The sequence below is a fragment of the Robertmurraya phoenicis genome, assembly GCF_047302285.1.
Lineage (GTDB): Bacteria > Bacillota > Bacilli > Bacillales > Cytobacillaceae > Robertmurraya.
Genome location: NZ_CP154845.1, coordinates 4,369,590 through 4,394,608 on the forward strand (window position 1 = coordinate 4,369,590; position 25,019 = coordinate 4,394,608).

Annotated in this window: 20 protein-coding genes and 1 pseudogene; 4 read left to right on the forward strand and 17 right to left on the reverse strand. The window is 36.4% G+C overall.

From position 1 onward, the window contains the following. Positions 1 to 110: 110 nt before the first annotated feature. Positions 111 to 1,796, reverse strand: coding sequence for a methyl-accepting chemotaxis protein (locus AA0X71_RS21800; protein WP_413357359.1), 1,686 nt, complete (start codon positions 1,794 to 1,796; stop codon positions 111 to 113). A 324-nt stretch (positions 1,797 to 2,120) separates the two neighbouring features. On the opposite strand from AA0X71_RS21800, the gene AA0X71_RS21805 reads away from it, so the two are divergent. Beyond that, positions 2,121 to 2,336, forward strand: coding sequence for a hypothetical protein (locus AA0X71_RS21805; RefSeq protein ID WP_413357360.1), 216 nt, complete (start codon positions 2,121 to 2,123; stop codon positions 2,334 to 2,336). Positions 2,337 to 2,393: 57 nt separating this feature from the next. On the opposite strand, the gene AA0X71_RS21810 is transcribed toward AA0X71_RS21805, so the two are convergent. The 4 genes from AA0X71_RS21810 to AA0X71_RS21825 all read right to left on the reverse strand — a co-directional run bounded on the left by AA0X71_RS21810 (position 2,394) and on the right by AA0X71_RS21825 (position 7,400). Beyond that, entirely contained in the window at positions 2,394 to 2,993 is a 600-nt protein-coding gene (locus tag AA0X71_RS21810) for a class D sortase (RefSeq protein WP_413357362.1), read from the reverse strand. An 81-nt stretch (positions 2,994 to 3,074) separates the two neighbouring features. Then, complete coding sequence (locus AA0X71_RS21815) at positions 3,075 to 4,823, reverse strand: leucine-rich repeat domain-containing protein (protein ID WP_413357364.1); 1,749 nt, start codon at positions 4,821 to 4,823, stop codon at positions 3,075 to 3,077. A 179-nt stretch (positions 4,824 to 5,002) separates the two neighbouring features. Next, a complete protein-coding gene (locus AA0X71_RS21820) occupies positions 5,003 to 5,587 on the reverse strand; it encodes a response regulator (RefSeq protein WP_413357366.1) in 585 nt (194 codons plus the stop codon). Positions 5,588 to 5,594: 7 nt separating this feature from the next. Next, positions 5,595 to 7,400: a histidine kinase N-terminal 7TM domain-containing protein gene (locus tag AA0X71_RS21825; protein WP_413357368.1), complete on the reverse strand. Its 1,806-nt coding sequence runs from the start codon at positions 7,398 to 7,400 to the stop codon at positions 5,595 to 5,597. Between the two features lie 137 nt (positions 7,401 to 7,537). On the opposite strand from AA0X71_RS21825, the gene AA0X71_RS21830 reads away from it, so the two are divergent. Together AA0X71_RS21830 and AA0X71_RS21835 are read left to right on the forward strand one after the other, a co-directional pair. Next, positions 7,538 to 8,014 (forward strand): hypothetical protein, encoded by a 477-nt coding sequence (locus AA0X71_RS21830; protein WP_413357370.1) that lies wholly within the window; start codon positions 7,538 to 7,540, stop codon positions 8,012 to 8,014. A 750-nt stretch (positions 8,015 to 8,764) separates the two neighbouring features. Then, positions 8,765 to 8,884, forward strand: a pseudogene (locus AA0X71_RS21835) (excalibur calcium-binding domain-containing protein); the annotation flags it as partial. Between the two features lie 73 nt (positions 8,885 to 8,957). Here AA0X71_RS21835 and AA0X71_RS21840 read toward each other — a convergent pair. From AA0X71_RS21840 to AA0X71_RS21880, 9 genes are all read right to left on the reverse strand, one after another. Beyond that, positions 8,958 to 10,568 carry a mannitol dehydrogenase family protein gene (locus AA0X71_RS21840; protein WP_413357372.1) on the reverse strand — a complete coding sequence of 537 codons (1,611 nt, stop codon included), beginning with the start codon at positions 10,566 to 10,568 and terminating at the stop codon, positions 8,958 to 8,960. A gap of 2 nt (positions 10,569 to 10,570) precedes the next feature. Then, a complete protein-coding gene (uxuA, locus tag AA0X71_RS21845; RefSeq protein ID WP_413357374.1) occupies positions 10,571 to 11,647 on the reverse strand; it encodes a mannonate dehydratase in 1,077 nt (358 codons plus the stop codon). Between the two features lie 87 nt (positions 11,648 to 11,734). Then, entirely contained in the window at positions 11,735 to 12,391 is a 657-nt protein-coding gene (locus AA0X71_RS21850; protein WP_413357376.1) for a bifunctional 4-hydroxy-2-oxoglutarate aldolase/2-dehydro-3-deoxy-phosphogluconate aldolase, read from the reverse strand. A gap of 77 nt (positions 12,392 to 12,468) precedes the next feature. Further along, complete coding sequence (locus tag AA0X71_RS21855) at positions 12,469 to 13,416, reverse strand: sugar kinase (RefSeq protein WP_413357377.1); 948 nt, start codon at positions 13,414 to 13,416, stop codon at positions 12,469 to 12,471. Positions 13,417 to 13,474: 58 nt separating this feature from the next. Then, on the reverse strand, positions 13,475 to 14,884 hold the full coding sequence (uxaC, locus tag AA0X71_RS21860) for a glucuronate isomerase (protein ID WP_413357379.1): 1,410 nt from the start codon (positions 14,882 to 14,884) through the stop codon (positions 13,475 to 13,477). Between the two features lie 92 nt (positions 14,885 to 14,976). Beyond that, positions 14,977 to 17,376, reverse strand: a complete 2,400-nt coding sequence (locus AA0X71_RS21865) for a TIM-barrel domain-containing protein (protein WP_413357381.1) — start codon at positions 17,374 to 17,376, stop codon at positions 14,977 to 14,979. A 77-nt stretch (positions 17,377 to 17,453) separates the two neighbouring features. Beyond that, positions 17,454 to 18,749: a TRAP transporter large permease gene (locus tag AA0X71_RS21870; protein ID WP_413357383.1), complete on the reverse strand. Its 1,296-nt coding sequence runs from the start codon at positions 18,747 to 18,749 to the stop codon at positions 17,454 to 17,456. A 49-nt stretch (positions 18,750 to 18,798) separates the two neighbouring features. Beyond that, positions 18,799 to 19,278, reverse strand: a complete 480-nt coding sequence (locus AA0X71_RS21875) for a TRAP transporter small permease (protein ID WP_413357385.1) — start codon at positions 19,276 to 19,278, stop codon at positions 18,799 to 18,801. Between the two features lie 84 nt (positions 19,279 to 19,362). Continuing rightward, positions 19,363 to 20,394: a TRAP transporter substrate-binding protein gene (locus tag AA0X71_RS21880; protein WP_413357386.1), complete on the reverse strand. Its 1,032-nt coding sequence runs from the start codon at positions 20,392 to 20,394 to the stop codon at positions 19,363 to 19,365. 403 nt (positions 20,395 to 20,797) lie between these two features. On the opposite strand from AA0X71_RS21880, the gene AA0X71_RS21885 reads away from it, so the two are divergent. Continuing rightward, positions 20,798 to 21,787: a LacI family DNA-binding transcriptional regulator gene (locus AA0X71_RS21885; RefSeq protein WP_413357388.1), complete on the forward strand. Its 990-nt coding sequence runs from the start codon at positions 20,798 to 20,800 to the stop codon at positions 21,785 to 21,787. Positions 21,788 to 21,976: 189 nt separating this feature from the next. Here AA0X71_RS21885 and AA0X71_RS21890 read toward each other — a convergent pair whose 3' ends face one another. The 3 genes from AA0X71_RS21890 to AA0X71_RS21900 are packed head-to-tail and all read right to left on the reverse strand — an operon-like array spanning position 21,977 to position 24,984. Next, a complete protein-coding gene (locus AA0X71_RS21890; protein ID WP_413357390.1) occupies positions 21,977 to 23,188 on the reverse strand; it encodes a benzoate/H(+) symporter BenE family transporter in 1,212 nt (403 codons plus the stop codon). A gap of 9 nt (positions 23,189 to 23,197) precedes the next feature. Further along, a complete protein-coding gene (locus tag AA0X71_RS21895) occupies positions 23,198 to 24,481 on the reverse strand; it encodes a TRAP transporter large permease (protein ID WP_413357391.1) in 1,284 nt (427 codons plus the stop codon). After that, positions 24,478 to 24,984, reverse strand: coding sequence for a TRAP transporter small permease (locus tag AA0X71_RS21900; protein ID WP_413357393.1), 507 nt, complete (start codon positions 24,982 to 24,984; stop codon positions 24,478 to 24,480). The genes AA0X71_RS21895 and AA0X71_RS21900 overlap by 4 nt, the downstream gene beginning before the upstream one ends. Between the last annotated feature and the right edge of the window lie 35 nt (positions 24,985 to 25,019).

A 25,019-nucleotide genomic window follows, 5' to 3' on the forward strand; every position in this document is an offset into this window, starting at 1 on the left:
TCTCTAAATTTCTGAAATATAATTATTTTCAAATAACCATTATAAATATAAAAAAACCTTTCTGTACACACAGAAAGGTTTTTTTTACGATTTTTCAATCGTAATGTATATTAGTCTTTAACTTTAAATTGCTGCACAAGTTCATTTAATCTTGTTGCATTCTCTTCAAGTGATTTTGCACTATTAGATACTTCTTCCATTGCACTACTTGATTGCTGTGAAGTCGCCGATATTTGTTCGAGGCCAGCTGCACTTTCTTCAGAAACAGATGCAATGTTTTCTATCGAGTTATTAATAGATTGAGAATCATCAAGAATACTATAAAGTGATGAAGCCATTGATTCGATACTTGTTTCCACTTCTTCAATACTTTCTTGAATCCTCACAAAAGTACTTCCGGTATTAGAGATTTGAGAAGTTCCTTCTTGAACTAGCTCATAGCCATTATCTAATGACTCTACCACTTGCTTGGATTCATTTTGAATATCCGTAACAATTGATGTGATGTCTGAAACAGAGTTACTAACTTGCTCAGCAAGCTTTCGCACTTCATCCGCCACTACAGCAAAGCCCTTTCCTTGCTCCCCAGCGCGAGCCGCTTCAATCGCTGCATTCAGTGCCAACAGGTTTGTCTGATCAGCAATTTCACGAATAACGTTGACCAATTGAGTAATTTCATTTGTTTTACTATCTAATCCCTTTACCATAGAATTAGACTTCTTCATACTCTCATTAATGACCGTCATTTTTTGAATGGACTCATCCATCGCTTGACTACCCTCATTTGTTAAATGAACCATTGCACCAGCCTGTTCTTTTGCCCCTTCCCCTGCAACAACTACTTGCATAATTTCTTGAGCAAAATGATTCATTTTCTCATTTAAGATAGTAGACGAACTGGCTTGTTCTTCCGCACCCCTAGACAATTCCTCCATTGAAGTGGCAATTTGCTGACTGCCTATCTTTACCTCATCTGCATATTGGGTAAGCTCTTCACCTTGACTGGTTACATCCTCGGAAACATCTCTAATTTGAATGATCATGTTTCTAACATTTTCATTCATGGTATTGACAGAGAGAATAAGTTGACCAATTTCATCCTTTAATTTCGTCTTTATTGGTTCTGAAGAAAGCTCTCCTTTTGCAATATTGTTCATTCTTTTTACAATTTGTTTGATCGGCCTTGCTATAACCTCTGATGTATAGACCGCAATCCCCAAACCAATGACAACGATAGCAATAGAGACAATAATACCGATGAACTGAATATTCTCTCCGAATGTCACAACACTACTACCATTATTCATTGCACTTTCTTCCTGTTTTTTGGCGAGCGTTTGATAACGAGAGATAAGGTTTACAGCAATCGGTTGTGACTTTGTTGCTAAAATTCTTTCGGCCTCATCTTTCAGTCCCTTATCGTATGCGGCAAACACCTCATCTTGAATTACTAGGTTCCACTCATCAGTCATCTCTAATAATTCAATAATCTCTGCAGATGGATCATTTTCTAGAAGGTCTTTTTGAATATCTTGACTCTGTATGTAGTAATCGGAGTAATCCCTTCTATAGCCATCCTCGTTATAAAGCATCATACCTCTTAGTAGAGAAACCCTGTGAGCGATATTATAAGATAACTCTTCACTTGCGATTAATGTTGGCAAATCGTTCGAAATCGTTTCCTTCGTTTTGTTATTCATCATGGAAAGTGCAAAATAATTAAAAACAGCCAATCCTGAACAAAGCAAAATAACAGCGAAAAAACTTAATGTTAGTCTCATTCGAATGCTCTTCATGCTTGTAAGCGCCTTCTTTCTCTAGTTCGTAAATTGTATTACGGAGTACAAAGGATGAATCTCAATTTCAGCCCCGTTAGTAGTTCTAAAATACTAGATATCTTTAATTGACTTAAATATGCTCGTATCAGTCAGTTTTCGACATGCTCCTCTTAAATACCATCATATCTGTAATCTTGTATACAAGTCAATCCATCACTTGACTATAATACCATAAGGAGAATGAAAAATTCACCAATTTTTCATTTTTATTACCAATTCTGGTTAATCTCCTTCACTTCGGTAAAAATAATGATTGATAATCAAATAGACAGGAGGACTTTGATGGATTTTAAACAATTAGAACAGTTAGGCGAAGAATTAAGAGGAATAGGACATACACGAAGACAATTAGTAGAAAAAATTTATCAAGAGGTCAAGGATGGTGACCAAAATCAATCAAAGGAGCTATATGAGGAGTTAAGCACCGTATCTGATCAAGCGATCGGGATTATTCAACGTCAGAAAGAAATCTTTGATGAGGAAGTTCGAGGGATGTAGTTTGTGATAGATAAAAGGATGCCCCAAATTTTAGGAGCATCCTCAGCCAGTCTGTATTCAAAACACCGGTTCCGCATACACAATATATCGTTCAGGGGCATTTCCGACAAAATGAAATGGATAACAGGTCGTTAACGTGAGCACTTCATTTGGTGCCGTTGTACGAATGACCGTCCGATCATCTGCATCGACAATGTCTGTACTTTTTACCTCATACGTAAATGTACCATTGTGCATCACAATCATAATCTGATCGCCGACAACAAGATCACCCAAATTTTGAAATACGGTATCACGATGACCAGATAAGACAATTTGATCGTTTTGAGCCGGGAAAGCCGTACCAAGAAAATGCCCCACCCCTTGTTCAAGTTCCTCATCCCCTGTACCCTCTATGAGCGGTAGCTCTGCTTTGATCTTGGGAATTTGTAAGAGACCAAATATGTCCCCTTCTTTTATCTCTTTAGGAAACACTTTTGTCGGAATCACTTTCTCTTGCCCTGCGCCGGATAGAGTTTTCGATTTCGCTATATCAAGAGCTTTCGCTTGGGCCGTCTTACTATGTACGATTTGCCACGAGCCGTAACCAATCAACATGACACCTGCTAGTAAAAGGACAATCACAACAAGCCTGGATTTTTTTTTCATCGCAAACATCACATTCAACTCCTTTTAAAACCATACTTATCTCAAACAAATGAACCCTCTCCTACGATCATCGGAGAGGAATCATAGATGTTATACTCTTTCTTTTCTCATTTGATAAAAAAGGATACCTGCAGCTAACAATAAGAGCAGTCCTCCAAAGATGAGGAAGTTCATTGTATTTGTTGCAGTATCTGGAAGTCTTGGTCCTAACTCTTGTTCAGGTGATGTTTCAGATGATTTTTCAGACTCATCATTTCCAGAAGTTACCGGCTCAGAAGAAACCTCTTCTTCAAAAACGGTATACGTACTAAAGTGAGTTGTTTCTGCTGTCACGACACCATTTGCAAACGTTCCACCTATTTTCTCCCATTCCTTTGTAGTCGGGTTGTAATACCATACTTTAGCATCTTTAACCCCTGCTTTATCTACTTGGAATGTAAGAGTTACTGGAACTGCAAACTGCGAAATATTTCCTGATGCTGTTTCAATTGTGAAGTCATACGTAGCTCCAACGGCACCGTCAGCTTTTTCCAATCTTTCAACGACAAGGTTTACGTCTTCTCCATTCCCTAAAACACTTGCTGGGATTTGAACAGAAACATCTGCTCTTGCCACTTCAACCTTAATATTATTATCTTGAAGCATTTGAATTTGATCTTTTGTTAATGCTACATGGACTTGCTTATCATTCAAATCTTTTACATCAATAACCAATTGTCCATTGAATCCAGCTGCACGAATATTTTCATTCGAAATCGTTGCTTTGTTTCCACTCACCACTGGCTTCACAACCGTTGTTTTTGGTCCTTCGGCTTTCACTTTAAGTGTAGCAGTTTCTGGTCCACCATACTGTCCGTAGTTGAAACCAAACTCTACGCTCACTTCATACTCTTTCCCTTTTGTTAAATTGGTAAAAGTATATTCTCTTACCGTTTTGTCTTCAATTACTTTCACTTGTTTCCCATCTAATGATACGGTAAATCCCATGTCGGCCATTTGCGTCGTATTTTCTAAGATGGACCATTCTATTGTAATCGAGTTATCAGTAACATTTTTTGTTCTCAATTTGAAAACGTCCTCAGGGTTAAGCACGACATTCACGCCATTTTTCAATAACTTTTGAATGCCTTCATAGGCAGAAGACCCTTTGCTAAGAATAAATGGGTTTCCTAATAATGACAAAGTTTCTATAGCTGGTAAATCAAAGAGTGGGTTGATAGTAGTAATTTGGTTGTTATCAAGAGATAGAATAGATACATTTGGTAATTTTGAGATATCGGAAATATTGTTCCCAGACACATCTAACCAAGTCAAATTTGTTAATCCCTTTAATGGTGAGATATCCGTAATGCTGTTATCTCTCAAAGTTAACATCGTTACATTTTTCAAATTAGCGTATGGTGTAACATCCTTTATCCCAAATCCACTTAAGTCTATGCTAGTTAAGTTTGTCAGCTTCGCAAAAGTTTCTATGATATTCGGATTCTTTGTTTCACCGATATTATTTAGACTGATAGACTGCAATTTCGTAAGCTCGCTAATCGGAGTAAAATCCGTGATCGCACTTTGATAAATCATAAGAGATGTCAAATTCTTCGCATTCTGTAAACCTTCAAGGCTTGTTATTTTATTTCCATAAATGCTTAAGTATTCTAGACTTTCAAGATCTGATTGCGTAATACTCTCTGGATAACCTAGAGCTTCAAAAATCGCATTTTCTAAGTTTTCATCTTCAAATACAACGATTTCATCCTCTGCTGCCTTCGTTGATTGAGCAAAGCCTAATTGTAAAGCTAATCCTAAAATAAGGACAAGTATAAACCCCTTAGTTTTCTTCATTTTGTTCCCCTCTTTCCATTTTCATCTACATTTTTTTACAAAAAAACCTGTAGAATGTTGTCAAAATTACTGTCTCCATAGGGGAAATTATATAGACTAATAGGACAAAGGTTATGTAACTAAAGTAATGGTTTGCGTAATTTTACAAAAAAAATTGAGTTCCTAGCGATCTCCATGACTTAAATTAGCTTATACTGTTTGGCCATAACGATGGCTTGTACTCGATTTTTCACTTGTAGTTTTCCAAAGATGTTGACGAGATGGTTTTTCACTGTTCCTTCAGTCACATCAAATGTTTTAGCAATTTGTTTGTTGGTCAGGCCCTGTCCGATCAGTTCCATAATTTCCTCTTCTCGATTCGTTAGTGGCTCAATAAGCGGAGGAAGTGGCTCTACTTTTTCGATTTGCTCCTCAACTAAGGCGCGTCTTACTGTTTCTTCGATTCTTTTTTGAGAAATCGGTTTAATCATATAATCATAGGCATAAACGTCAAAAGCGGATAGTGCGTATTCTTTATGAGAGGTCACAAAAACGAGTTTTATTTGGGGATGAATTTCCCTTAACCGTTTGGCAAAATCAAGGCCACTTTCTTTTGGCATGCTAATATCCACAAAAACGATATCCACTTCCTCATTTTGCAGAAATGAAAAAGCCGTTTCCGTATCCTGAAAAGCTCCCACAATCTCAACCTCACCAATTTTGGATAACATTCGTTTCATTATAATATGCATTGCTTTTTCATCATCAATCATCATTACCTTCATCCCATGTTCATCCTTTCTGAGTAGTTGGTATTAAACTAGAAGCCTTCTCTCGATAACCAATCGGCACTGAAAAATAAAAAATACTTCCCTCGTTTTGAACACTCTCAAACCAAAATTCTCCTCCATTGATTTGCACAAAATCTCTACACAGTGTCAGTCCAATTCCAATCCCCCGCTCTCCTGCTGTTCCTGTTGAGGAAATCGGATACACATGATCCTGGAGCAGCGATTTCGCTTGTTCTGGAGGTATTCCTTTCCCTGTATCTTTAATGGAGATGATGATTTTTTCATCCACTTCTTTCGCATTTAAAAAAATGCTGCCATGATTGTCCGTGAATTTAAGCGCATTGCTCAGGAGGTTTCGTATAATGAGTTCCAGCATTTCTTTATCTGCATAAACGGAAGTTTCTTGCGAAATATTAGAAATCACTTTGATGTTCTTAAGCTCAATTTTGGGCTGCAGCAATCCAATGGTTCGTTCGATCGTCCGTGACAAATTCCATACGACAGGGTTGAAAACCATCCCCCCCTTTTGACTTCTAAACCAATCAAGCAAATTTTCAACAAGTGAAAACGTACTTTGAATTTGTTTATCCATCTCAACAACAACTTCATCCTGATTTTCGCCCAACCGTTTTAAATCTTCTTTTAATATCTCCATTAAATTAATGAGAATCGAAAGAGGATCCCGAATATCATGAGCAACAACGGTAAACATCTTATCCTTGAAGGCATTTAATTCTCTCAATTGTTGTGAATGTTTAAGAAGTTTCTCTTCAGCATGAACTTCCTCTGTAATATCATTTAACAAGAGCATTTTTCCGACAGGGTTTTCTCTTTTATCTCGAATATGGGAGGAGTATGCTTGAAAATACTTTGAAGCAAAATCGTCTTCTAGCTTTACTTTTCTCTGAATGGAACCTTTTTCGGTTAACAATTCAACAAGGATTGGTTGGGAATAAAAGATCTCCTGGATCGGCTGTCCGATTACTCTCTTATTTCCTAATTCATTGAATATTTTTTTCGCAGACCGATTAAAAGATGTCATTTGAAAATCGGGATCAACAACGATAACCGCTTCCTTCATAGATTCAAACACTTTTTCATATGCATGGGGAAGCAATTTGAACATATCGTACTGATGAATCCCCCACATGAAAAACACTCCAGAGAAGAGAAATCCGATCGGAGCAATATCAATTGGTGTATCAATGAGGTTAAGCAAATAGATAAGGGTAATTCCGTAAGGCCCACATGAACCAATGAAAAGTAAGAGGACTTGCTTCTTCATATGACTCCCTGTTTTTTTATACATGCGAATTAGCATGCCCATTCCAATGAAAACAAGAAGGTAATTAAAGACCGAATGGAGAATATAGAAAGGCCCAGGTACGGCTGATAGCAGTGGGAACCCTTCTGATTCATCGATGACCATCGTCCGATAAAATAAATAGTGCCAGTCGTTTGTATAATGACTTACAAAGGTGAGGGTGGGCACAATTGCTAGAAACAATATGAGCCACTTACGAAGGAATACTCTACTGTTGGTGTAAAAAGCGATGGCATAAAACCATAAAAGGGTTCCAAAGGAGATGCCGATATATTCAATCTTAAGCCAGAACTTTATCTGTTCCATATTGGTACTAATGATTTCAAAAGCATATCCAAATGTATAAAGAGTACTTGCGGACATCCCTAAGAAAAAAAAATAGGCTACCGGAATTTCTCTTTTTCTCCATGCCAGCACAGCGATATAGGCAAGACAACAACTGATTGCAATTAGCCCTACAAAAACAAAATAATTATATCCCACTTGTCGCTCACCCCCGAACTTTGTCGATTTTAATCATATAGACTATGATAACATTAATTTCCCCTTTCCTATAATCACTAAGTTGTTTTTTCTTTGTGATATAGTAGGTTTGAATGAATGTCAGTAGAGGTGATAGAATGACTCATTTTATCGAGTTAGAAAACGAGGAAATTTTATACTATGTTTATAATTTAAATTGGCTTTTACCAAAGGAAAATCAAGAGACAGCCATTGAAATATTATTAAAAATTGACCCAAATAAAGCGGACATGATTCTCCCGAAATATGGCAAGGAGTGCTGGGAAAACGGAGTATATGTGTTGAAAAAAATGGGCTACCCACAAAATAAAAAGGCTCTTCCTAACTTGGCAAAATTACTCCAAGATTGGAATTGGCCTGGTGCCTTTGAGGCTATCGAATTATTTCGTGAACTTGGGAAAGAAATTGCCCTTCCCTTTATAGAAAAAGAATGTACAGAAGCCATGCAGCAAAACGACCTCGATTGGTTGGAACATCTCTACTTTGCTTGTGAAGGCCTGAATTATTGTGAAGAAGACTTTTCTAATAAGGAAGTTTTTACTTTTATGAAAGAGAGTGCGGAATCTTTAACATAAATGACTAGCTTTTAAAGATTTATATTATATATCCAATTGATAATAAGACTTAATAGATGAATAATTGACACAATTATTAAATTGTGTATAATTTTACCATATAAGTCAACGATTTATATTAATCTAACATATTCTATTATCTTTGGAGGGACAAGTATGGTAGCAATGGCCATTATCGGTTTTTTACTTTTCATATTTTCATTACTTTACCTGCTGTTTCATTTTATTCGCAAAATCAGAAATAGAGAGACCTCATTATCCAAAAGAATATTTTTACCATCTCTAATTGTTGGGCTCTTAATGCTTATAATTGGTGGAACTAATATGGATACCGGACTCCAAGATCAATTAACTGAAGCTCAGCAAACTAACGAAGATCTCATGTCGGAAAACAAAAAGCTGCAAGATGAATTGAAGGAATATCAGACAAATATTAAAACCTTAACTTCAGAAAAAGAAAAGTTAGACAAGGAATTCAAAGAACTCTCGTCCAAAGTTGAGGATGCAGAAACAGCCAAATTGGAAAATGAGAGCCTTAATCAGAAAATAGCGGAACTTGAAGAGAAAAATAAATCTTTAGAAGATGAAATTACTACTTTAAATAATCAAGTTGCAAGCAATACTACTTCACAATCATCAAACAGTATTACAACAACTAACAAAACGGCTTCGAGTAATACTTCTACTAGTAATTCAAATTCTGGCAGTGAGAGTTCTAGTCAAAAAACAGCATCCACAGTTAATACCCCTGAGAATTTTGCTAATTGTACTGAATTAAGAAAAGTTTACCCTAACGGGGTTGCTTCCAATCACCCAGCCTACCAATCAAAAATGGATCGGGATAAGGACAATTGGGCTTGTGAGAGATAACTAGAGTTCTTAATTCGATTAGAATATCCAATCAAAAAAACTTTAGCCCTCAAAAAAGGGCTAAAGTTTTTTACTATCCAATATATTTTTCTAAAGTAATACGGACAGCTCCAGGTCCTGCAAGCATTTCATAGAACATAGCTTCAATTTTTTCTCCGACACCAATCTCGTATAAGTTAATCCCGAAAATGGATTCGTTAGACAATATCGATTTTACATTAGACGTTTGAGCACCAAGAGAAACTCCAGCTAAAGTTTCTTGAAGGTCCTCCAGTAGTGGATCTGGGCTAAGTGTAAACTCATTGCCTTTATCATCAACACCTAAGAGATAACGGCACCATGTTGCAATCGCCAACGGAATCGCAGTTAATTCAGCAGGGTTTAAATCTTCTCTCTTCGCATAAGCCTTCAAGGTTTCCCCGAATCGAATCCCTACTTTTTGTGAGGTGTCTGTTGCAATTCGTTGAGGTGTATCTGGAATATATGGATTTACGAATCGTTCGTTTAGTACCTCATCTAAGAAAGCCTTTGGACTAATAATGCCTGGGTCTACTACTACTTTTAATCCCTCTGTGTAGCCAATCGTTTCAACGAACTTCTTTAATGTAGCATCTTTCATTTCATCCGCAATTAACGTGTACCCTAGTAAACAACCAGAAACAGCAAGTGCTGTATGCAATGGATTTAAGCAAGTCGTTACCTTCATTGTTTCGATGCTATTAACTGTTTCTCTATCTGTAAAAATAATTCCTGCATTTTCTAAGGCAGGTCTTCCATTTGTAAACTTGTCTTCGATCACAAGATACTCACTGACTTCAGCATTAACGAATGGTGCTGTGTACGTATTCTTGCTAGTCACTATGACATCCATATCTTCAATTCCCTGAGTTAACAGAGCATCCTTAACTATCTCAGATGGTCGAGGTGTGATTTTATCAATCATTGATACTGGGAATGTAATTTTACTCTCATCCAATAGATAGGAAACAAAACCTTCCTCGACAAAGCCTCTTTTTTGCCATTCTTTCGCCATCGTTACCACACTGTGCTTTAACTTATCCCCGTTATGGGCACAGTTATCCATACTGACAAATGTCATCGGATATTGACCTTTCAAATAGCGACGATGAGCGAGAGACGTAACAATACTCATCGCATGGAGTGGTTGTTCCAATCCATTTTCGATATCTTTTTCAACTACTCCCAAGTATTGACCAGCAGGATTCGTTAGGGCGTAGCCTTTTTCAGTAATCGTAAAGCTTGCCATTTGCAGGCTAGGATTTTCAAAAATAGCAACAAGACGATTAATATCTTCAGGGCGGCTATTATCTGCCGTAATCCCCTCTACAATACTATTGATGACCGTTTTTTCAAACTCACCATTTGATTTCATCGTCACAAGTAAAGTTAAGTTATCATAAGGTTTATATGCCTTGTCAATCATTTCAAAATCGAATGTTTCTGCTGCGATAATTCCCGTATCCGCTAACTTTTCGTTAAGCAACTTTTGATGTGCATTGGCGATAAAACCTCGAAATATATTCCCAGCACCAAAGTGAACCCATTCTGGCTTTTCCTGTGTATTTTGGGCAATTTGCTCGAAATCAAATTCAGGTAATTTAACATCTGCTTTATTCCAAGCATCAGCTTCAGTCGTGATACTGTTTCTTGTTAAACGTAACATCTTTAATTTCCTGCCTTTCTCTTTTCAAGACTATCCCATACTCCCAACATGTACATAATTCCCAGCGCTCTATCAAACAAGCCATATCCAGGGCGAGAATTCTTTTCCTCTCCCCAAAGATGACGACCATGGTCAGGACGAATCATTCCAGTAAAGCCATTATCATGATAAGCTTTAAGACATTCGTATACATCGACACTACCGTCTTGTCCACGATGAGATACTTCAATGAAATCTCCGTTTTCAAAAACTTTTACATTACGGATATGGGCAAAATGGATACGATCATGGAATTCGCGAATCATAGCTGGTAAATCATTAGCTGGATTAGAGCCTAATGAACCTGTACAGAACGTTAAACCATTATAAGGACTATCAACTAGATTAAGAAATCTACGAATATAGTCTCTGTTGCGAATGATACGTGGTAACCCAAAAATAGGCCAAGCTGGATCATCAGGATGAATGGCCATTTTCACATCGTATTCTTCACAAACAGGAATCACTCTTTCAAGGAAGTATTTCAAGTTATCGAAAAGGATATCATCCGTTACTCCTTCATAAGATTTAAATAAATCATCTAGCTTTTCCAAACGTTCAGGTTCCCATCCAGGCATCGTAAATTCGCCAGCACCTTCAAGAATTCGATTAACCATTTCTTTTGGATCATCTGTAATGGCAGCTTTTTCATAAAACAATGCATTTGAACCGTCTGGAAGTTCCTTATATAATTCAGTTCTTGTCCAGTCGAATACTGGCATGAAATTATAGCAAATTACTTTTACACCTACTTTAGATAATTTCTTAATGGTATCGATATAAATATCAATATACTTATCTCGGCTTGGCAAACCAATTTTAATATCGTCGTGAACATTTACACTTTCAACAACTTCTGGGCTAAAACCCTTGCTACGAATTTGGTCAGCAACCTCTTGAATTCTTTCCATTTCCCATACTTCACCAGCAACTTTATCATGTAAAGACCAAACAATTCCTTTTACACCTGGTATTTGGCGAATATGATCAAGGGTAATTGAATCATTGCCTTCACCGTACCATCTCCATGACATGTTCATCTAAATCCACTCCTCAATGTATTAGCTATGTTTCATAATTAATTTTTCTTGAAAATTATATACAAAATTTATCAAAAAATAATTTTATTAATTTTGGCTTTTTCTTGTTTGTTTCACTTTTTCAACGTACTGTCGAGCTAAATCAGTCACTTTTGTATAATCTCCATCAGCCTTCGCAGCATTAACTAAGTTGCCTCCAATACCAACAGCTACACAGCCATTGTCGATCCATTCTTGAATATTGTTAAGGCTAACTCCACCTGTTGGCATAATATTAATTTGTGGTAACGGCGCTTTTACAGCCTTTACAAAATCAGGACCAACTGCACTTCCTGGGAATAGCTTAATGACATCCACCCCGTAAGTTAATGCTTCTTGCATTTCCTTAATCGTGATACATCCAGGCATATACGGAATCGCATATAAATTACAGAGAAGAGCTACCTCTTTATTAAAGGCAGGACTAACCACAAATTCTGATCCAGCCATAATTGCTAGTCTGGCTGTCGTTTCGTCCAATACAGTACCTGCTCCAACAACAACGGTTGGATCATTTTTATATTCAGCTACTAAACTCTTAATTACCGCATCAGCATCGGGCGTAGTATACGTAATCTCTACACAGGTAATGCCTCCTTCAATACAAGCTTTTGAAATAAGGATTGCTTCCTCAGAAGAATCGGCCCGTATCACTGCTACCACTGCATTATTAGAGATCTGCTGCAATGTATTGAGTTTTTTCATTTTTTATTCCTACCCTTCCTAGCATCATTAATCGTCTCATGTGATAAATTGAGCATTTGCTTTATTTACAAAAAATATCAATCGGACGTTTGAATAAATTTTTCTAGCTTATCTCGAGATGGCAAACCTTCATTATCACTTGATGACATAAGTTGAATTGCTCCAATGGCATTTCCTCGAATGACCGTATTTTCAATCGATAAGCCTTCTGCCAACCCACTTACAATTCCGACCGCAAATCCATCTCCAGCTCCAACCGTATCTACAATCTCTTCTACTTTAAAGCCTTTAATGTATTTCCCCTCATATTCCTTCCCTTTAACATAAGCACCCTTCTCACCAAGCTTAATCACAACGAGTTTTGTGTTTCCTGTTAAATAGAAATCGGCAATCTCTTCTGGTTCAGTGTAACCAGTTAGAATCTTTCCTTCTGAAATACCAGGGAGAACAACATCAGATTTTGCAGCTAATTCATTTATGCTCTTGACCATTTCTTCCTCACTGTTCCATAAATGCGGTCGAAGGTTTGGATCAAAAGTAATGTACGCTCCATTTTTTCTACCTTCCTCAGCGAAAAAATGGGACACAGCCTTTGTTTCAGGTGACAATGCCAAAAAGACCCCGCTAAGATGAATGTAATCAAAGGTAGAGAAATTGATTTTCTCTATTTTTTCTACGTTGAGCTTCGTTGCAGCACTACTTTTTCGAAAGTTCGCTACATGCGGATCACCAGTCAATACTTTTTCTTTGATTTGCAGTCCGGTTAAGTACTCATCACTTTGAAAAACAAAATGGCTATTGATGTTCTCTTTTTCAATATACTTTTTAATTGATTTTCCAAGGGGATCATCTCCCACTTGGGTTGCATAATATACATCATGTTCTAATCGAGCCAGTCCCACACTAACATTTAGTTCCGCTCCAGCAATGGATCTCGTAAACTTCTTAACATCCTCAAGCTCTCCAACTTCATCCGCGACAAATAAACCCATCGCCTCTCCTATTGTTAAAATCTTTTTTTTCATTACATATCTACCTCACGAATTAGTCGTAGTCTTACTATCGAAATTGATTGATTAATAACTACCTCTCTACCTTAGTAGAAAAATATCTGTTTGCATTATTAAAAGAGATATCCTGTATGATTTTACCGACAAATTCATAGTCACGAGGTAGCTCCTCTTCTTCAATCCAATTACCAAATAACTGACAGAGAATCCTTCTAAAATACTCATGTCTTGTATAGGATAGGAAACTCCGTGAATCTGTTAACATCCCAACAAACAGGCTTAAGAGACCAGCATTTGCTAGTGCTTTCATCTGTTCAATCATGCCTTCTTTTTGGTCATTGTACCACCAGCCAGTTCCAAACTGGACTTTCCCCTTTATCTCACTTGATTGGTAATTCCCAATCGTACTAGCAATCAATTCATTATGCATAGGGTTCAATGTATAAACGATTGTTTTAGGCAAAGTGTTGTTAATTTCCAGGCTATCTAAAAATTGATTAAGGGGACGTGCAAGTTCAAAGTCATTAATAGAATCAAAACCAGCATCCGCTCCTAATAAATTGAACATTCTTGTGTTGTTATTTCGAATCGGTCCAATATGCAATTGCATAGCCCAACCAAATTTATGGTATAGCTCACCTAAGAATCTCAACGTATACGTTTTATGTTTGTCTTCTTCTTCTTTCGTTATCGATTCACCATTTAGGGCTTTTGTAAAAATAACTTTTAATTCCTCTAATGTTGACTCACTATACGGTAAATACTCAAACCCGTGGTCAGAAATTCGACAGCCGTGTTCATGGAAGTATTGAACCCTGTTCTCTAGCGCCTTTAAAAAGTCGCCATAGCCGTTAATGTCCATATTTGCCGCTTGTCCCAAATGAGTCATATATTCTTTAAAGGTCGGCTTTCGAATATCAAGCCCTTTATCTGGACGGAAAGACGGAAGAACTTTCGTATCGATATCCTCATTTTCAGCAATTAGCTTATGATATTCCAATGTATCAACCGGATCGTCTGTAGTCCCAATAACCTTTACATTGCTTTTTTTTATCAAATTCCTCACCGAAAAATCTTCAGACTGAACAACTTGATTACAGTGCTCCCAAATCTCTTCCCAATTTTCCTCTTTAACGGCATCAGTATAATTAAAATAACGACTTAACTCCAAATGAGCCCAATGATACAAAGGATTTCCCATCGTATAAGGAATCGTTTGTATCCACTTATGAAATTTCTCTTTGTCATCACTTTCGCCAGTTATATATTTTTCCTCAATACCAAATGCTCTCATCGCACGCCATTTATAATGGTCCCCATTTAACCATACTTCCGTTATATTATTGAATCGTTTATCTTCGGCTATTTCCTTCGGACTTAAGTGACAATGATAATCGTAAATAGGCATTTGTTTCGCATAATCGTGATATAGTACTTTTGCGCTTTCTGTGTTTAATAGAAAATCATCCGTTAAAAACTTCATATTAACCTCCGTTACTTTCGTATTTAAATGGCCGCTTATCCAAAAAACGTTAATGCCTCAAGAGATTAAGCATCACTTGAGGCTTGGATGATTTATAAGACTACAGAATACCCACCATCAACTTGGTCTATTTTCTGTCCATTTACATACAGTTTTCGTTGTTCGTATTTTGGCAAATAAAAGCGAATTGCATCGTAAGGAAGTTTGTACTCCCCTTCAATCTTATAACTTACCTGAATTGATTCAGAATCAACATTCATTTGCAGTGAAACAAAGGTATGGTTTTCTTGATAATTAGCTGATATTCCATCGTCCTCATAAAGTTTGAAGAAAGCTGCTCCTGTTTCTTTATGCGGGAATAACAAGAATCCTCTCTCATCTTTTTCTTTACCTTCAAATGAAGAGTAGGCATCATTTATCGGAATAATACTTCCTCCTTTAATCAATAAAGGATTGTATTCTAACGGCGCAGGAACTATAACAGTATGACCTCCCTCATACCACTCAGACGTATGGAAGTTATACCAACCACCCTCATACTTTGGTAAATATACCGGTCTTTCCGTCTGGCCCTTCTCCACAACCGAAGCAACAAGCATAGATTCACCTAACATGAAGTCATCGTTCTCTTCAAATGTTTTAGTATCACTTTCAAATTCATAGAAAGTAGGTCGAAGAATCGGCTCATAGTTTTCATGAGCATTGTATAAAGCTGTATATAAGTAAGGCGTAATCCGATGTCTGAACTTTATTAGATCGCGGATAAGCCCTGTTGTTTCTTTATACATCCATGGGACATTGACCGATTTGTCATCATTCCAAGAATGAATAGTGAAACGCGGATGGAAAACCCCATTTTGCACCCATCTTACGAGTAATTCTGGCTCAGGAGCCATCCCTGAGAATCCGCCAATATCATGACCAATATTATAAATACCAGAGAGACTTAACCCGAGACCCATCTTAATGTTGTACTTTAAAGATTTCCAACTCGTATAATTATCACCTGACCATGTTTGTACATAACGCTGCATCCCAGGACTTCCAGATCTTGATATTAAATAAGGTCTAATTTCAGGAGCAAATTCTCTTTGCGCCTCATAAGATGCTTTCATCATCAGAAGCGGCTGAAGAGAACGTACAGATTCAAAGTTTAGTCTTTCCCCAAATCCATTCACCGTTGCGTCCTTTGACCAAACTTCAAATTCATTGTTATCGTTCCACGTCGAATCAATTCCATATTCTAATAGCTGTTTGGTAACTTGTTGTTTCCACCACTTAACAGACTCTTCATTCGTAAAATCTACGTAAGAACCAACTTCATCCCAAAACTGTACAATTTCAGGAGCATCAGCACCATCCATAATGAACATCTTTTTCTCTTTCAATTCATTAAAAACAGGATGATCCTTTAATAACGCAGGCTTAATATTGGCACAAAGTCGAACACCTTTTTCATGGTATTCGTTGATAAAACCTTTTGCATCCGGAAACTTGTCCGTATTCCAGTTGAATACATAACGTTTATCACCGATTGATGTGTATCCAGAAGATAATTGAAAGGAATCACAGATAATATCATGTTCTTCACATTCTTCAATGAATTTTTTTAGTTGGTTTTGAGCGTCAGGTGCATCTGTGTATGTCATCGTGGAACCAGAGTAACCAAAACTCCACTTAGGAGCAAAAATGGTTTTTCCAGTTAGCCAAGAGTATTTTTTTACAACATCTTTCACTTCAGGACCTAGTATAATGTAGTAATCTAAATCCCCATCGAAAGATTGATAGTAACGATACCAACCATGGTAGTTATCCATCTCATTGCCCATATCAAAAATGCTTTGGGCCATATTATCATAGAAGATGCCAAATGAGACGTTTGATTGCTTATTCCGCGTGATATAGAACGGAATATGCTTATACAACGGATCTGTATGTTGAGCGTCATAGCCCATCGGATCCACGCTAAGCATTCTATAACGTTTCCCATAACGATCCATTTCTCCAGCTTTCTCACCGAGTCCAAAATACTGTTCATCATTTGTACGCTGTAAATAATGGTAAATCCCTTCTCCTAATGAACCATCAAAGTTATAAGCTTGAGTAGGACGGTCAGCTGCAATTTGTTGAACATTTCCATCTTCATCTTTTGCGAACCAAGTAATCTTAAATCCGTCTAATTGAATCTGCAGTCTAACCTTTTCAGTTTCAATCGCAAATTGGTGTTCGCTTTCTTGAACTTGAAATTCCGGCAATGAAAATGGAGAAAGGTCAAAGCGATCTCTTCCATTTAAGGGAACATCGTCCATGCCAGGTGCAACAAGCCACGTATTTTTAATCTTAGGGTCATTCCCTTGGGTCATCATCACTCGAATCAGATCCTGTTCTAGCACAAACACTCTTGCCATTACATTAGAATTTTCCAATTGAAATGTAATTGTGTTATTTCTTTTATCAACATGCTGAAATGGATAAGTTTCTCTTAAAGACATTTGCTCACCTCTATTTATAGTCAACTAGCATTACATGTGTAATGAGTATTTTCAAATATTTCAAGTTTCTAAACTTATTAATATCCAGCTAATTTCGGTAAAAACATACTTATTTCCGGTATATAAGTCACTAGTAGCAATACAATAATGATCGCTGCATAGAACGGTAACATCGGTTTAATAACATCCTCTAAATCTAAATTGGCAATACTTGCACCAACAAAAAGGGCACTGCCAACAGGAGGTGTGATATTCCCGATACTCAAGTTTAGAACAAGCAAGATTCCAAAATGAATCGGATCCATTCCAAACGATGTGACAATCGGTAAGAAAATCGGTGTAAATATTAGTACCGCTGGTGTAATATCCATAAATGTTCCAATAAACAATAAGAAAATGTTTAAGATCAAAAGAATAATAATTGGGTTATCAGAAATCCCCATAATAAATTCACTAATTGCCGTTGGAATTCCAGTAAACGCCATAACCCATGACATTACGGAAGAAGCTGCTACAAGAAGCATGATAACAGACGTGATCTGAACTGCCTCCATAATAATTTTCGGAAGATCAACTATTTTAACTGCACGGTACGCCATAGCCAAAATAAATGTATAAGCAACAGCAACAGCTGATGCTTCAGTCGCCGTAAAGTACCCACCTAATATTCCGCCGATCACAATAACAATCAGCATTAAACTAGGGATTGCATCGATAAACGTTTTAACCGCTACCTTAAAAGGTACTCTTTCAGAGACAGGGTATTTTCTACGTTTCGCAATAATAAAACCAACAACCATACAAGCTAGTCCCCATAAAATTCCCGGTAGATATCCAGCAATAAAAAGAGCAGCTACTGACGTTCCTCCAGATACTAAAGAATAGATGATCAATGTTCCACTTGGAGGAATAATTAATCCAGTTGGCGCTGAAGCAATATTGACAGCAGCTGAGAATTTCGGGTCATACCCTTCTTTCTTTTGCAAAGGTCCCATAACCCCACCAATCGCTGCTGCAGCCGCAACCGATGAACCTGAAAGAGAGCCGAAAAGCATATTCCCCACCACATTTGTATGCGCCAAGGAACCTGGCATTCTTCCCACTAGAATTTTCCCAAAATTGATTAGTCGTTCAGCAATCCCCCCATTATTCATTAAGATTCCCGAGAGAATAAAGAAAGGTACAGCTAACAAGGTAAAACTATCAAGTCCAGTTACCACTTTCTGTGAAGCCGTAAAGATTGCCATATCCATTGGCAAAACGGTTAAAATAGCTGCCATCGAAGCAATAACAATACTTACCGAAATTGGCACGCTTAGAACAAGCATAATGATAAATACAAGAACTAATACAAGACCCGCCTGCAAAGCCATAGTGTCACTCCCTATCAATAGAATCGAATCTAAAAGATGTCCATTTCATTTAGTTGATTTGTGAAAGTTTTTTATGTTTCTTGAAATATTCTGCTAAATTGAGAACAGAATAGAAAAGGAATAAAACCCCTGACACAATCAAACTTAAATATAAATACTCCATTGGTATACCTAAAGCAGATGACACTTGGCCCACTGCGTTTTGATAAGCTTTTGATCCTCCGAAGAGAAGAATCACAACGATGAATAATAGAACGAATGCCTCAACAATCAAGTTAACAAAAATTTGGTATTTTTCTGGAATTTTACGAGCAACAAAGATAACGGCCAAATGCTTCTTTTTTCCATAAGCATACGCAGAACCAATCATGGTCAACCAAATCAAGGCATATCTCAGAAACTCTTCCGACACCGTACTAGGAGACCCTAACACAAATCTAGTAAACACTTGCCAACATGCAACAAGGACCATCACAATCATTAATGAACAGGTTAAAAATGCTGTAAGCCCATCCACGATTTTTTTCATAGGACCGTCACCCACTTATATATTTTTAAGGGCCTTTTTTTCACCTAATAAGGGTAGAAAATAAAGGCCCATCGAATTCTCTACTTATTTAATGTAACTTTGGAAATCATCAAAAAACTTTTGGTTTTCTGCACTTTTCTCTTTATATTCCTCATGAAGTGGAGTTGCAGCATCAATGAAAGCTTGCTTATCAATTGTATAGAATGTTACGCCCATTTCTTCTGATTCTTTTATTGACTTTTCAACCGCTTCTGCCCAAACACCTTTATGACTTTCAGATGAAGCCTTCGACGCATCTTGAATCGCTTTCAATTGGTCCTCTGATAACTTATCTAACACTTTCGTACTAATAATTAATACATCTGGAACATATTGGTGCTCTGTGTAAGTGTAAGCTTTAGATACTTCACCATGCTTATTGTTTGTTAATGCTGTTTCATTGTTCTCAGCGCCGTTTAATACACCCTGTTGAAGAGATGTATACACTTCACCGAATGACATTGGAGTTGGTGCTCCACCCATTGCTTCAATCATTGAAATTGAAGTTGGGCTTTCTTGTACACGAATTTTCAAACCTTTCATATCAGCAGGAGATTCTACTTTTTTATCTGTTGTATAAATACTACGTTGACCTGAATCATACCAACCGATACCTACAAAACCATCATCTCTAGTTCCTTCGAAAATTTCTTGAACTGCTTCACTATTATCCATTACGTTATAGTAATGCTCTTGACTTTGAAAAACATATGGAAGTGAAAAAATAGTGAAATTTTCATCAAAAGCCTCTAGTGCACCAGCACTTACTTTTGCCATATCAAGTGTACCCGACTTAACAAGTTCAATCACGTCACGTTCTTGTCCCAATTGACCATTTGGAAAAACCTCAATTTTCACATTTCCTTCAGAATTTTCATCAGTAAGCTTTGAAAATTCCATTAATGAAGTATGAATTGGATGGTCCTCTGGTTGGTTGTGTGCTAATCGTAATGATACAGCCTTTTCGCTATCCGCATTTGAATTTTCATTCCCACCACTTTCAGACGAACAAGCTGCTAATAATGATAGAGACAATACTCCTGTTGCTGCGATAGATAATAATTTTTTCATTTTCATAACATTTCCCCCTCTAATAGAGTTTTAATTAAGAAGATTTCGACTATAGCTACTACGAAAAATAGAAGCAGTTATTAATCATGTAATTTTCATTATTTCGTCACAATTAGGAACCGCTTTCATCAGATGTAAAAAAATAAAGAGTTTTCACTATCTCTACTTTTTTAACCATTTTTCCTTTAAATTAACAACGTTGTTATTTCAAAATTTATTCTATCTAATAAAAACATCTTTTTCAACCTTTTTTTAATAATTAAAAGTGTATATTTTATGAATGAGAACGTTGACATTTTATCTGTTTACTGTAAAAATAATGGTATCAACATATTTAAAGGGTATTTTTAACAACGTTATTATTTTATAACATTAGTAATATAAATACTATAAAAACTTGGTGGCTCATATGACGATAACAATAAAAGATCTTGCAAATCAAATAGGTGTTAGTTATTCAACTGTATCTAAGGCATTAAATGATAGTCCACTTGTCAAACCAGAAACAAAAGAAAAAATTATCAATAAAGCAAAGGAATTAGGGTATGAACCCAATTACGCTGCTCGTAGACTTGTGAATAAACAATCAAATGTCATCGGACTAATTTGGCCAACTTTAGAACGAGTTGCACCTTCTGCCTTAGTAACGAAGCTCAACGAAGTCATCAGCATGAATAACTATTCTATGATTCTTTCTATTAACTCTATCCATAATTCCATTGAAATGTTTAAACGTTTTCAAGTAGATGGTGTCATTGTGTTTAATGATCATAACGTTGAGATGCCGAGCTCTTTCCCTATGCCTGGGGTGTCTTATGGGGTTAGTAAAGATAAGTCTTTTCCTATCATTGACGTAAATTATCGACAAGCAATGAATTTAGCTGTTGAATACTTATATAACCTAGGCCATGAGAACATTGCCTTTTTGGGTGATTTTACCCCCCTTGATGAAAGACAAATTGAAAAATATCACGGGTTCCAACAAGCGATGAAACAATTCGGACTAAAAGTCAGTAGTCACAACTTGATTAATACAGGTGGTCTTGAGTGGTATGATGGTTTTATGGCAACAAACCGACTTTTAAAATCAACCTGTAAGCCAACTGCCATCATTGGAACTAGTTACGATATTAGTTCTGGGGTTGTCCATGCACTAAGACAGGCTAATTATATAATTCCAAAGGATATGTCTGTCATTAGTTATGACAATATCCCTCAAATGGATAATATGGAGATTCCTTTAACAAGTGTCGGAGTACCCGTTGAGCAAATTGCTCAAAATATGGTGGAAACGTTATTAAGCTATATTAATGAACCTAGTAACATTCCACCGAATCGAACATTAACACCAACAATTGTAGAACGTACTTCTTGTGCACAGGCAGGAGTTAAAAGGTAATTTGAAGTTTATAAGAGAAGAAGATGTTTTCTTCCTATAAATTCAATTAATTTAAAGTAAATGTGATTTATAACAAAAAGAAGGCTAAATGAATAGCCTTCTTTTTGTTATAAAATATATTCTTTGATTATAAATCGAGTTCTCAATTACAGAACATAAATACTCTCATATTATCAAAGTAAGTACTTCTCAAATTCCCTTTGATTTTTTTGCTAATTGCGGATCTGAAATTTCATTCGATTGCCCCTCTTTTAAAATCTTCATAGTAATAAATCCTACTATCAATGCCCAAACAGCAGAGGAAATTTGAAATGCTGAAATTCCTGATAATGAAATTATAAAAGTAAATGTTGCTGAGTAATAAAATTTACTATCCTTAAATGAAGAATGGATACTCGATGTTAAAACACCAATCAAGGAAAACCCAGCAATTATAGAAATATAGGAATTTGGTAAAACTACAATCAACGGAACAGTAAACCAAGCAAAGAGACCAAACAGCATAATTAATATACTACCAACTATCGCTGCTTGATATCTCTTTTCCTTAGCACCAACTTCCGGACTACTACATAATGCGGTGGTCATTCCACCAACTCCTGCGGCATGCCCTCCAAAAAAGCTAGCAATGGTCGTGAAGACCCCAGACACTATGATAGTTTTTGAGATCGGAGGATCATAACCATTTCTTTTTAATGAAGATAACGCCACAGCAGTATCATTACTCAAGATTAGAAATACCATCGGAATCGATAGAGAAATAATACTTACAAAAGAAAAGCTTGGTGTAATTAATTCAGGAAATATTACTTGAATTGACTCGACATAAAAGGGTTGATATACGATAAGTAATGCTACTGTTCCTGTGAAAAGAGCCCCTATAAATCTTGGTATTTGTTTTGATAATAATGGAGTTAGAAAAAAACCAACAACTGCACTAAATCCAACTATTGGAAGTTCTGTTATCGCAGGTATAACCTTGAACATGTAGTTCATTAATAATCCAGCTAGCATTGCATCGATTAGAGGTACTGGTAAATATTTAATCAATTTATTAAACAGATTTGTTGTCCCAATTATAATAATAATGATACCTGAAATAACAAAGCTACCGACTAGTTCAGATAATGAATAGTGCACAGCAGAGGCACCAATAAACGCAACCGCTGCTAATGAGTGTGCACCAATTAGTGGCATCTTAAAGTACATCGTCAACAAGAAACTTGCTATACCTCCAAAAGTATAAATAGATGCCACCCAAGATATTAATTCTCTTTCACTATAGCCCATTGAATCAGCAGCATCTATGATAAAGATAACTGGACCCGTACATGCTATAAAAGCCGCCGTTATACCAATCAAGATATTTTGGGTATACAATTTTTTTATACTTTTTACCATATTTATATTCTAAACATTCCCAAGAATATTTGGTAAGTACGTAATAAGACTTGGAATATATGTTATCAACAACACCACTATAAATAACATAATAAAAAATGGAGTGACTTTTCTACTTATACTCTCTATTGATGCACCACTTATTCCAGATGCTATAACTATATTTAATGCCATTGGCGGAGTGATCATTCCAATTGAAGTATTCACAACCAAAATGATACCTAAGACTATTGGGTCTAAACCGATCTGAGCTGCTATCGGTAATAGAATAGGTGTTAAAAGTAATATTATCGCATTTGTTTCTAGAAAAACTCCAAATACGATCAACATAAGATTAATTGCCAGAAGAATGATTATTGCATTATCTGAGATACCTAAAATTCCTGACGCTATAGTATCAGGTATCCTTTCAGAAGTAAGAAGCCAAGAAAACGCACTTGATGTAGCGATCACAAAAAAGACAATTGCAGTAGATTGACCTGAATCAACAATTATTTTTTTGAGGTCAGATATTTTGATTTCACGGTACACTACAAAAGTAATAATTATCGCATATATACACGCTACAGCAGCCGCTTCAGTTGGTGTAAAGTACCCTCCGTAAATACCACCTAAGACTATTACTGGCATTAATATTGCAAATATAGCATCGATAAAAGATTTACCTAATTGCCTGAATGAAAATCTCCCTTTAGGCAAGTTATGTTTATTGGCAAAATATATTATAGCTATACTTAATGCTAAAACCATAAGTATTGCAGGAATGATACCTGCTAAAAATAGAGAGCCAATCGAAACTCCACTTATGACACCATATGTTATCATCGGAACACTCGGAGGTACAACAACGCCTAATGTTCCAGCTGCAGACACAACTGCACTAGCATAATCTTTTGGATATTTTTCTTTCTCCATCGAAGGTATCATAATTTTACCTATTGCAGCTACGGTTGCAGCATTTGATCCTGATATCGCCCCAAAAAATGCCGAGGAGAAAACACTGATAATTCCTAGCCCCCCAGGAAGTGCACCTACGAGGCATTTTGCGAAATTGATTAGACGTCTTGATATTCCCCCAGCTTGCATAATTGTTCCAGCAAACATAAAGAACGGTATAGCCATAAATGGGAAGGAGTCAATAGAAGTTAACATTTTTTGCGGAATAACAGTTAAAGGAATTGATAGAGTATTGGCAAAAATAGTTAAAAAAGTTGCCAGCCCTAGACTTACGCCTATCGGGACATTAAGTAATAACAATATTCCCAGGCTTAATAATAAAACTAATGTGATCATATTATATCTCCCCCCTCACCATCTGAATTAATATCCTTCATTTTCAAACTTACTATTGTAAGTTGCAATGTTCTTATAATCATCATAGTTGAACCAAATAGCAAAGCTAAATAAACAAGCCACATAGGTATCCCCATTACCGGTGACAATTGACCATTCTGAGTTTGATTAATTAAGATCAGAATAGTGAAGTACGATAATAATCCTCCAAAAACAAGGATTGCGATCGCACGAATAAAATATAATATTTTTTGACCAAATTTTGAAAATCTATTGACAAAAAAACTTAATCCTAAATGAGCATTTTTCTTAAATCCTAATCCAATTCCAGCAAAGGCTAGCCATATCATAAGATATCGTGAAGCTTCATCTGCCCAGGTAAGAGACCCTAATTGAAAGTAACGAAAAATAGTGGCAGAAAATACAAAAAGGAGCATTAGTGGAAATGCTACGATTAAGACATATTCTTCTATTTTGTCTAATTTTTTTAATAGTTTTCTCAAAAGTGTTCCCCCTAATAAGCAATACAGAGGAACTG

What these genes read in the sequence shown, in the direction of transcription:
- AA0X71_RS21800 (WP_413357359.1), bottom strand. Translation starts at nt 1,796, where the DNA reads ATGAAGAGCATTCGAATGAGACTAACATTAAGTTTTTTCGCTGTTATT.
- AA0X71_RS21805 (WP_413357360.1), top strand. Translation starts at nt 2,121, where the DNA reads ATGGATTTTAAACAATTAGAACAGTTAGGCGAAGAATTAAGAGGAATA.
- AA0X71_RS21810 (WP_413357362.1), bottom strand. Translation starts at nt 2,993, where the DNA reads ATGTTTGCGATGAAAAAAAAATCCAGGCTTGTTGTGATTGTCCTTTTA.
- AA0X71_RS21815 (WP_413357364.1), bottom strand. Translation starts at nt 4,823, where the DNA reads ATGAAGAAAACTAAGGGGTTTATACTTGTCCTTATTTTAGGATTAGCT.
- AA0X71_RS21820 (WP_413357366.1), bottom strand. Translation starts at nt 5,587, where the DNA reads ATGAAGGTAATGATGATTGATGATGAAAAAGCAATGCATATTATAATG.
- AA0X71_RS21830 (WP_413357370.1), top strand. Translation starts at nt 7,538, where the DNA reads ATGACTCATTTTATCGAGTTAGAAAACGAGGAAATTTTATACTATGTT.
- AA0X71_RS21840 (WP_413357372.1), bottom strand. Translation starts at nt 10,568, where the DNA reads ATGTTACGTTTAACAAGAAACAGTATCACGACTGAAGCTGATGCTTGG.
- uxuA (WP_413357374.1), bottom strand. Translation starts at nt 11,647, where the DNA reads ATGAACATGTCATGGAGATGGTACGGTGAAGGCAATGATTCAATTACC.
- AA0X71_RS21850 (WP_413357376.1), bottom strand. Translation starts at nt 12,391, where the DNA reads ATGAAAAAACTCAATACATTGCAGCAGATCTCTAATAATGCAGTGGTA.
- AA0X71_RS21855 (WP_413357377.1), bottom strand. Translation starts at nt 13,416, where the DNA reads ATGAAAAAAAAGATTTTAACAATAGGAGAGGCGATGGGTTTATTTGTC.
- uxaC (WP_413357379.1), bottom strand. Translation starts at nt 14,884, where the DNA reads ATGAAGTTTTTAACGGATGATTTTCTATTAAACACAGAAAGCGCAAAA.
- AA0X71_RS21865 (WP_413357381.1), bottom strand. Translation starts at nt 17,376, where the DNA reads ATGTCTTTAAGAGAAACTTATCCATTTCAGCATGTTGATAAAAGAAAT.
- AA0X71_RS21870 (WP_413357383.1), bottom strand. Translation starts at nt 18,749, where the DNA reads ATGGCTTTGCAGGCGGGTCTTGTATTAGTTCTTGTATTTATCATTATG.
- AA0X71_RS21875 (WP_413357385.1), bottom strand. Translation starts at nt 19,278, where the DNA reads ATGAAAAAAATCGTGGATGGGCTTACAGCATTTTTAACCTGTTCATTA.
- AA0X71_RS21880 (WP_413357386.1), bottom strand. Translation starts at nt 20,394, where the DNA reads ATGAAAATGAAAAAATTATTATCTATCGCAGCAACAGGAGTATTGTCT.
- AA0X71_RS21885 (WP_413357388.1), top strand. Translation starts at nt 20,798, where the DNA reads ATGACGATAACAATAAAAGATCTTGCAAATCAAATAGGTGTTAGTTAT.
- AA0X71_RS21890 (WP_413357390.1), bottom strand. Translation starts at nt 23,188, where the DNA reads ATGGTAAAAAGTATAAAAAAATTGTATACCCAAAATATCTTGATTGGT.
- AA0X71_RS21895 (WP_413357391.1), bottom strand. Translation starts at nt 24,481, where the DNA reads ATGATCACATTAGTTTTATTATTAAGCCTGGGAATATTGTTATTACTT.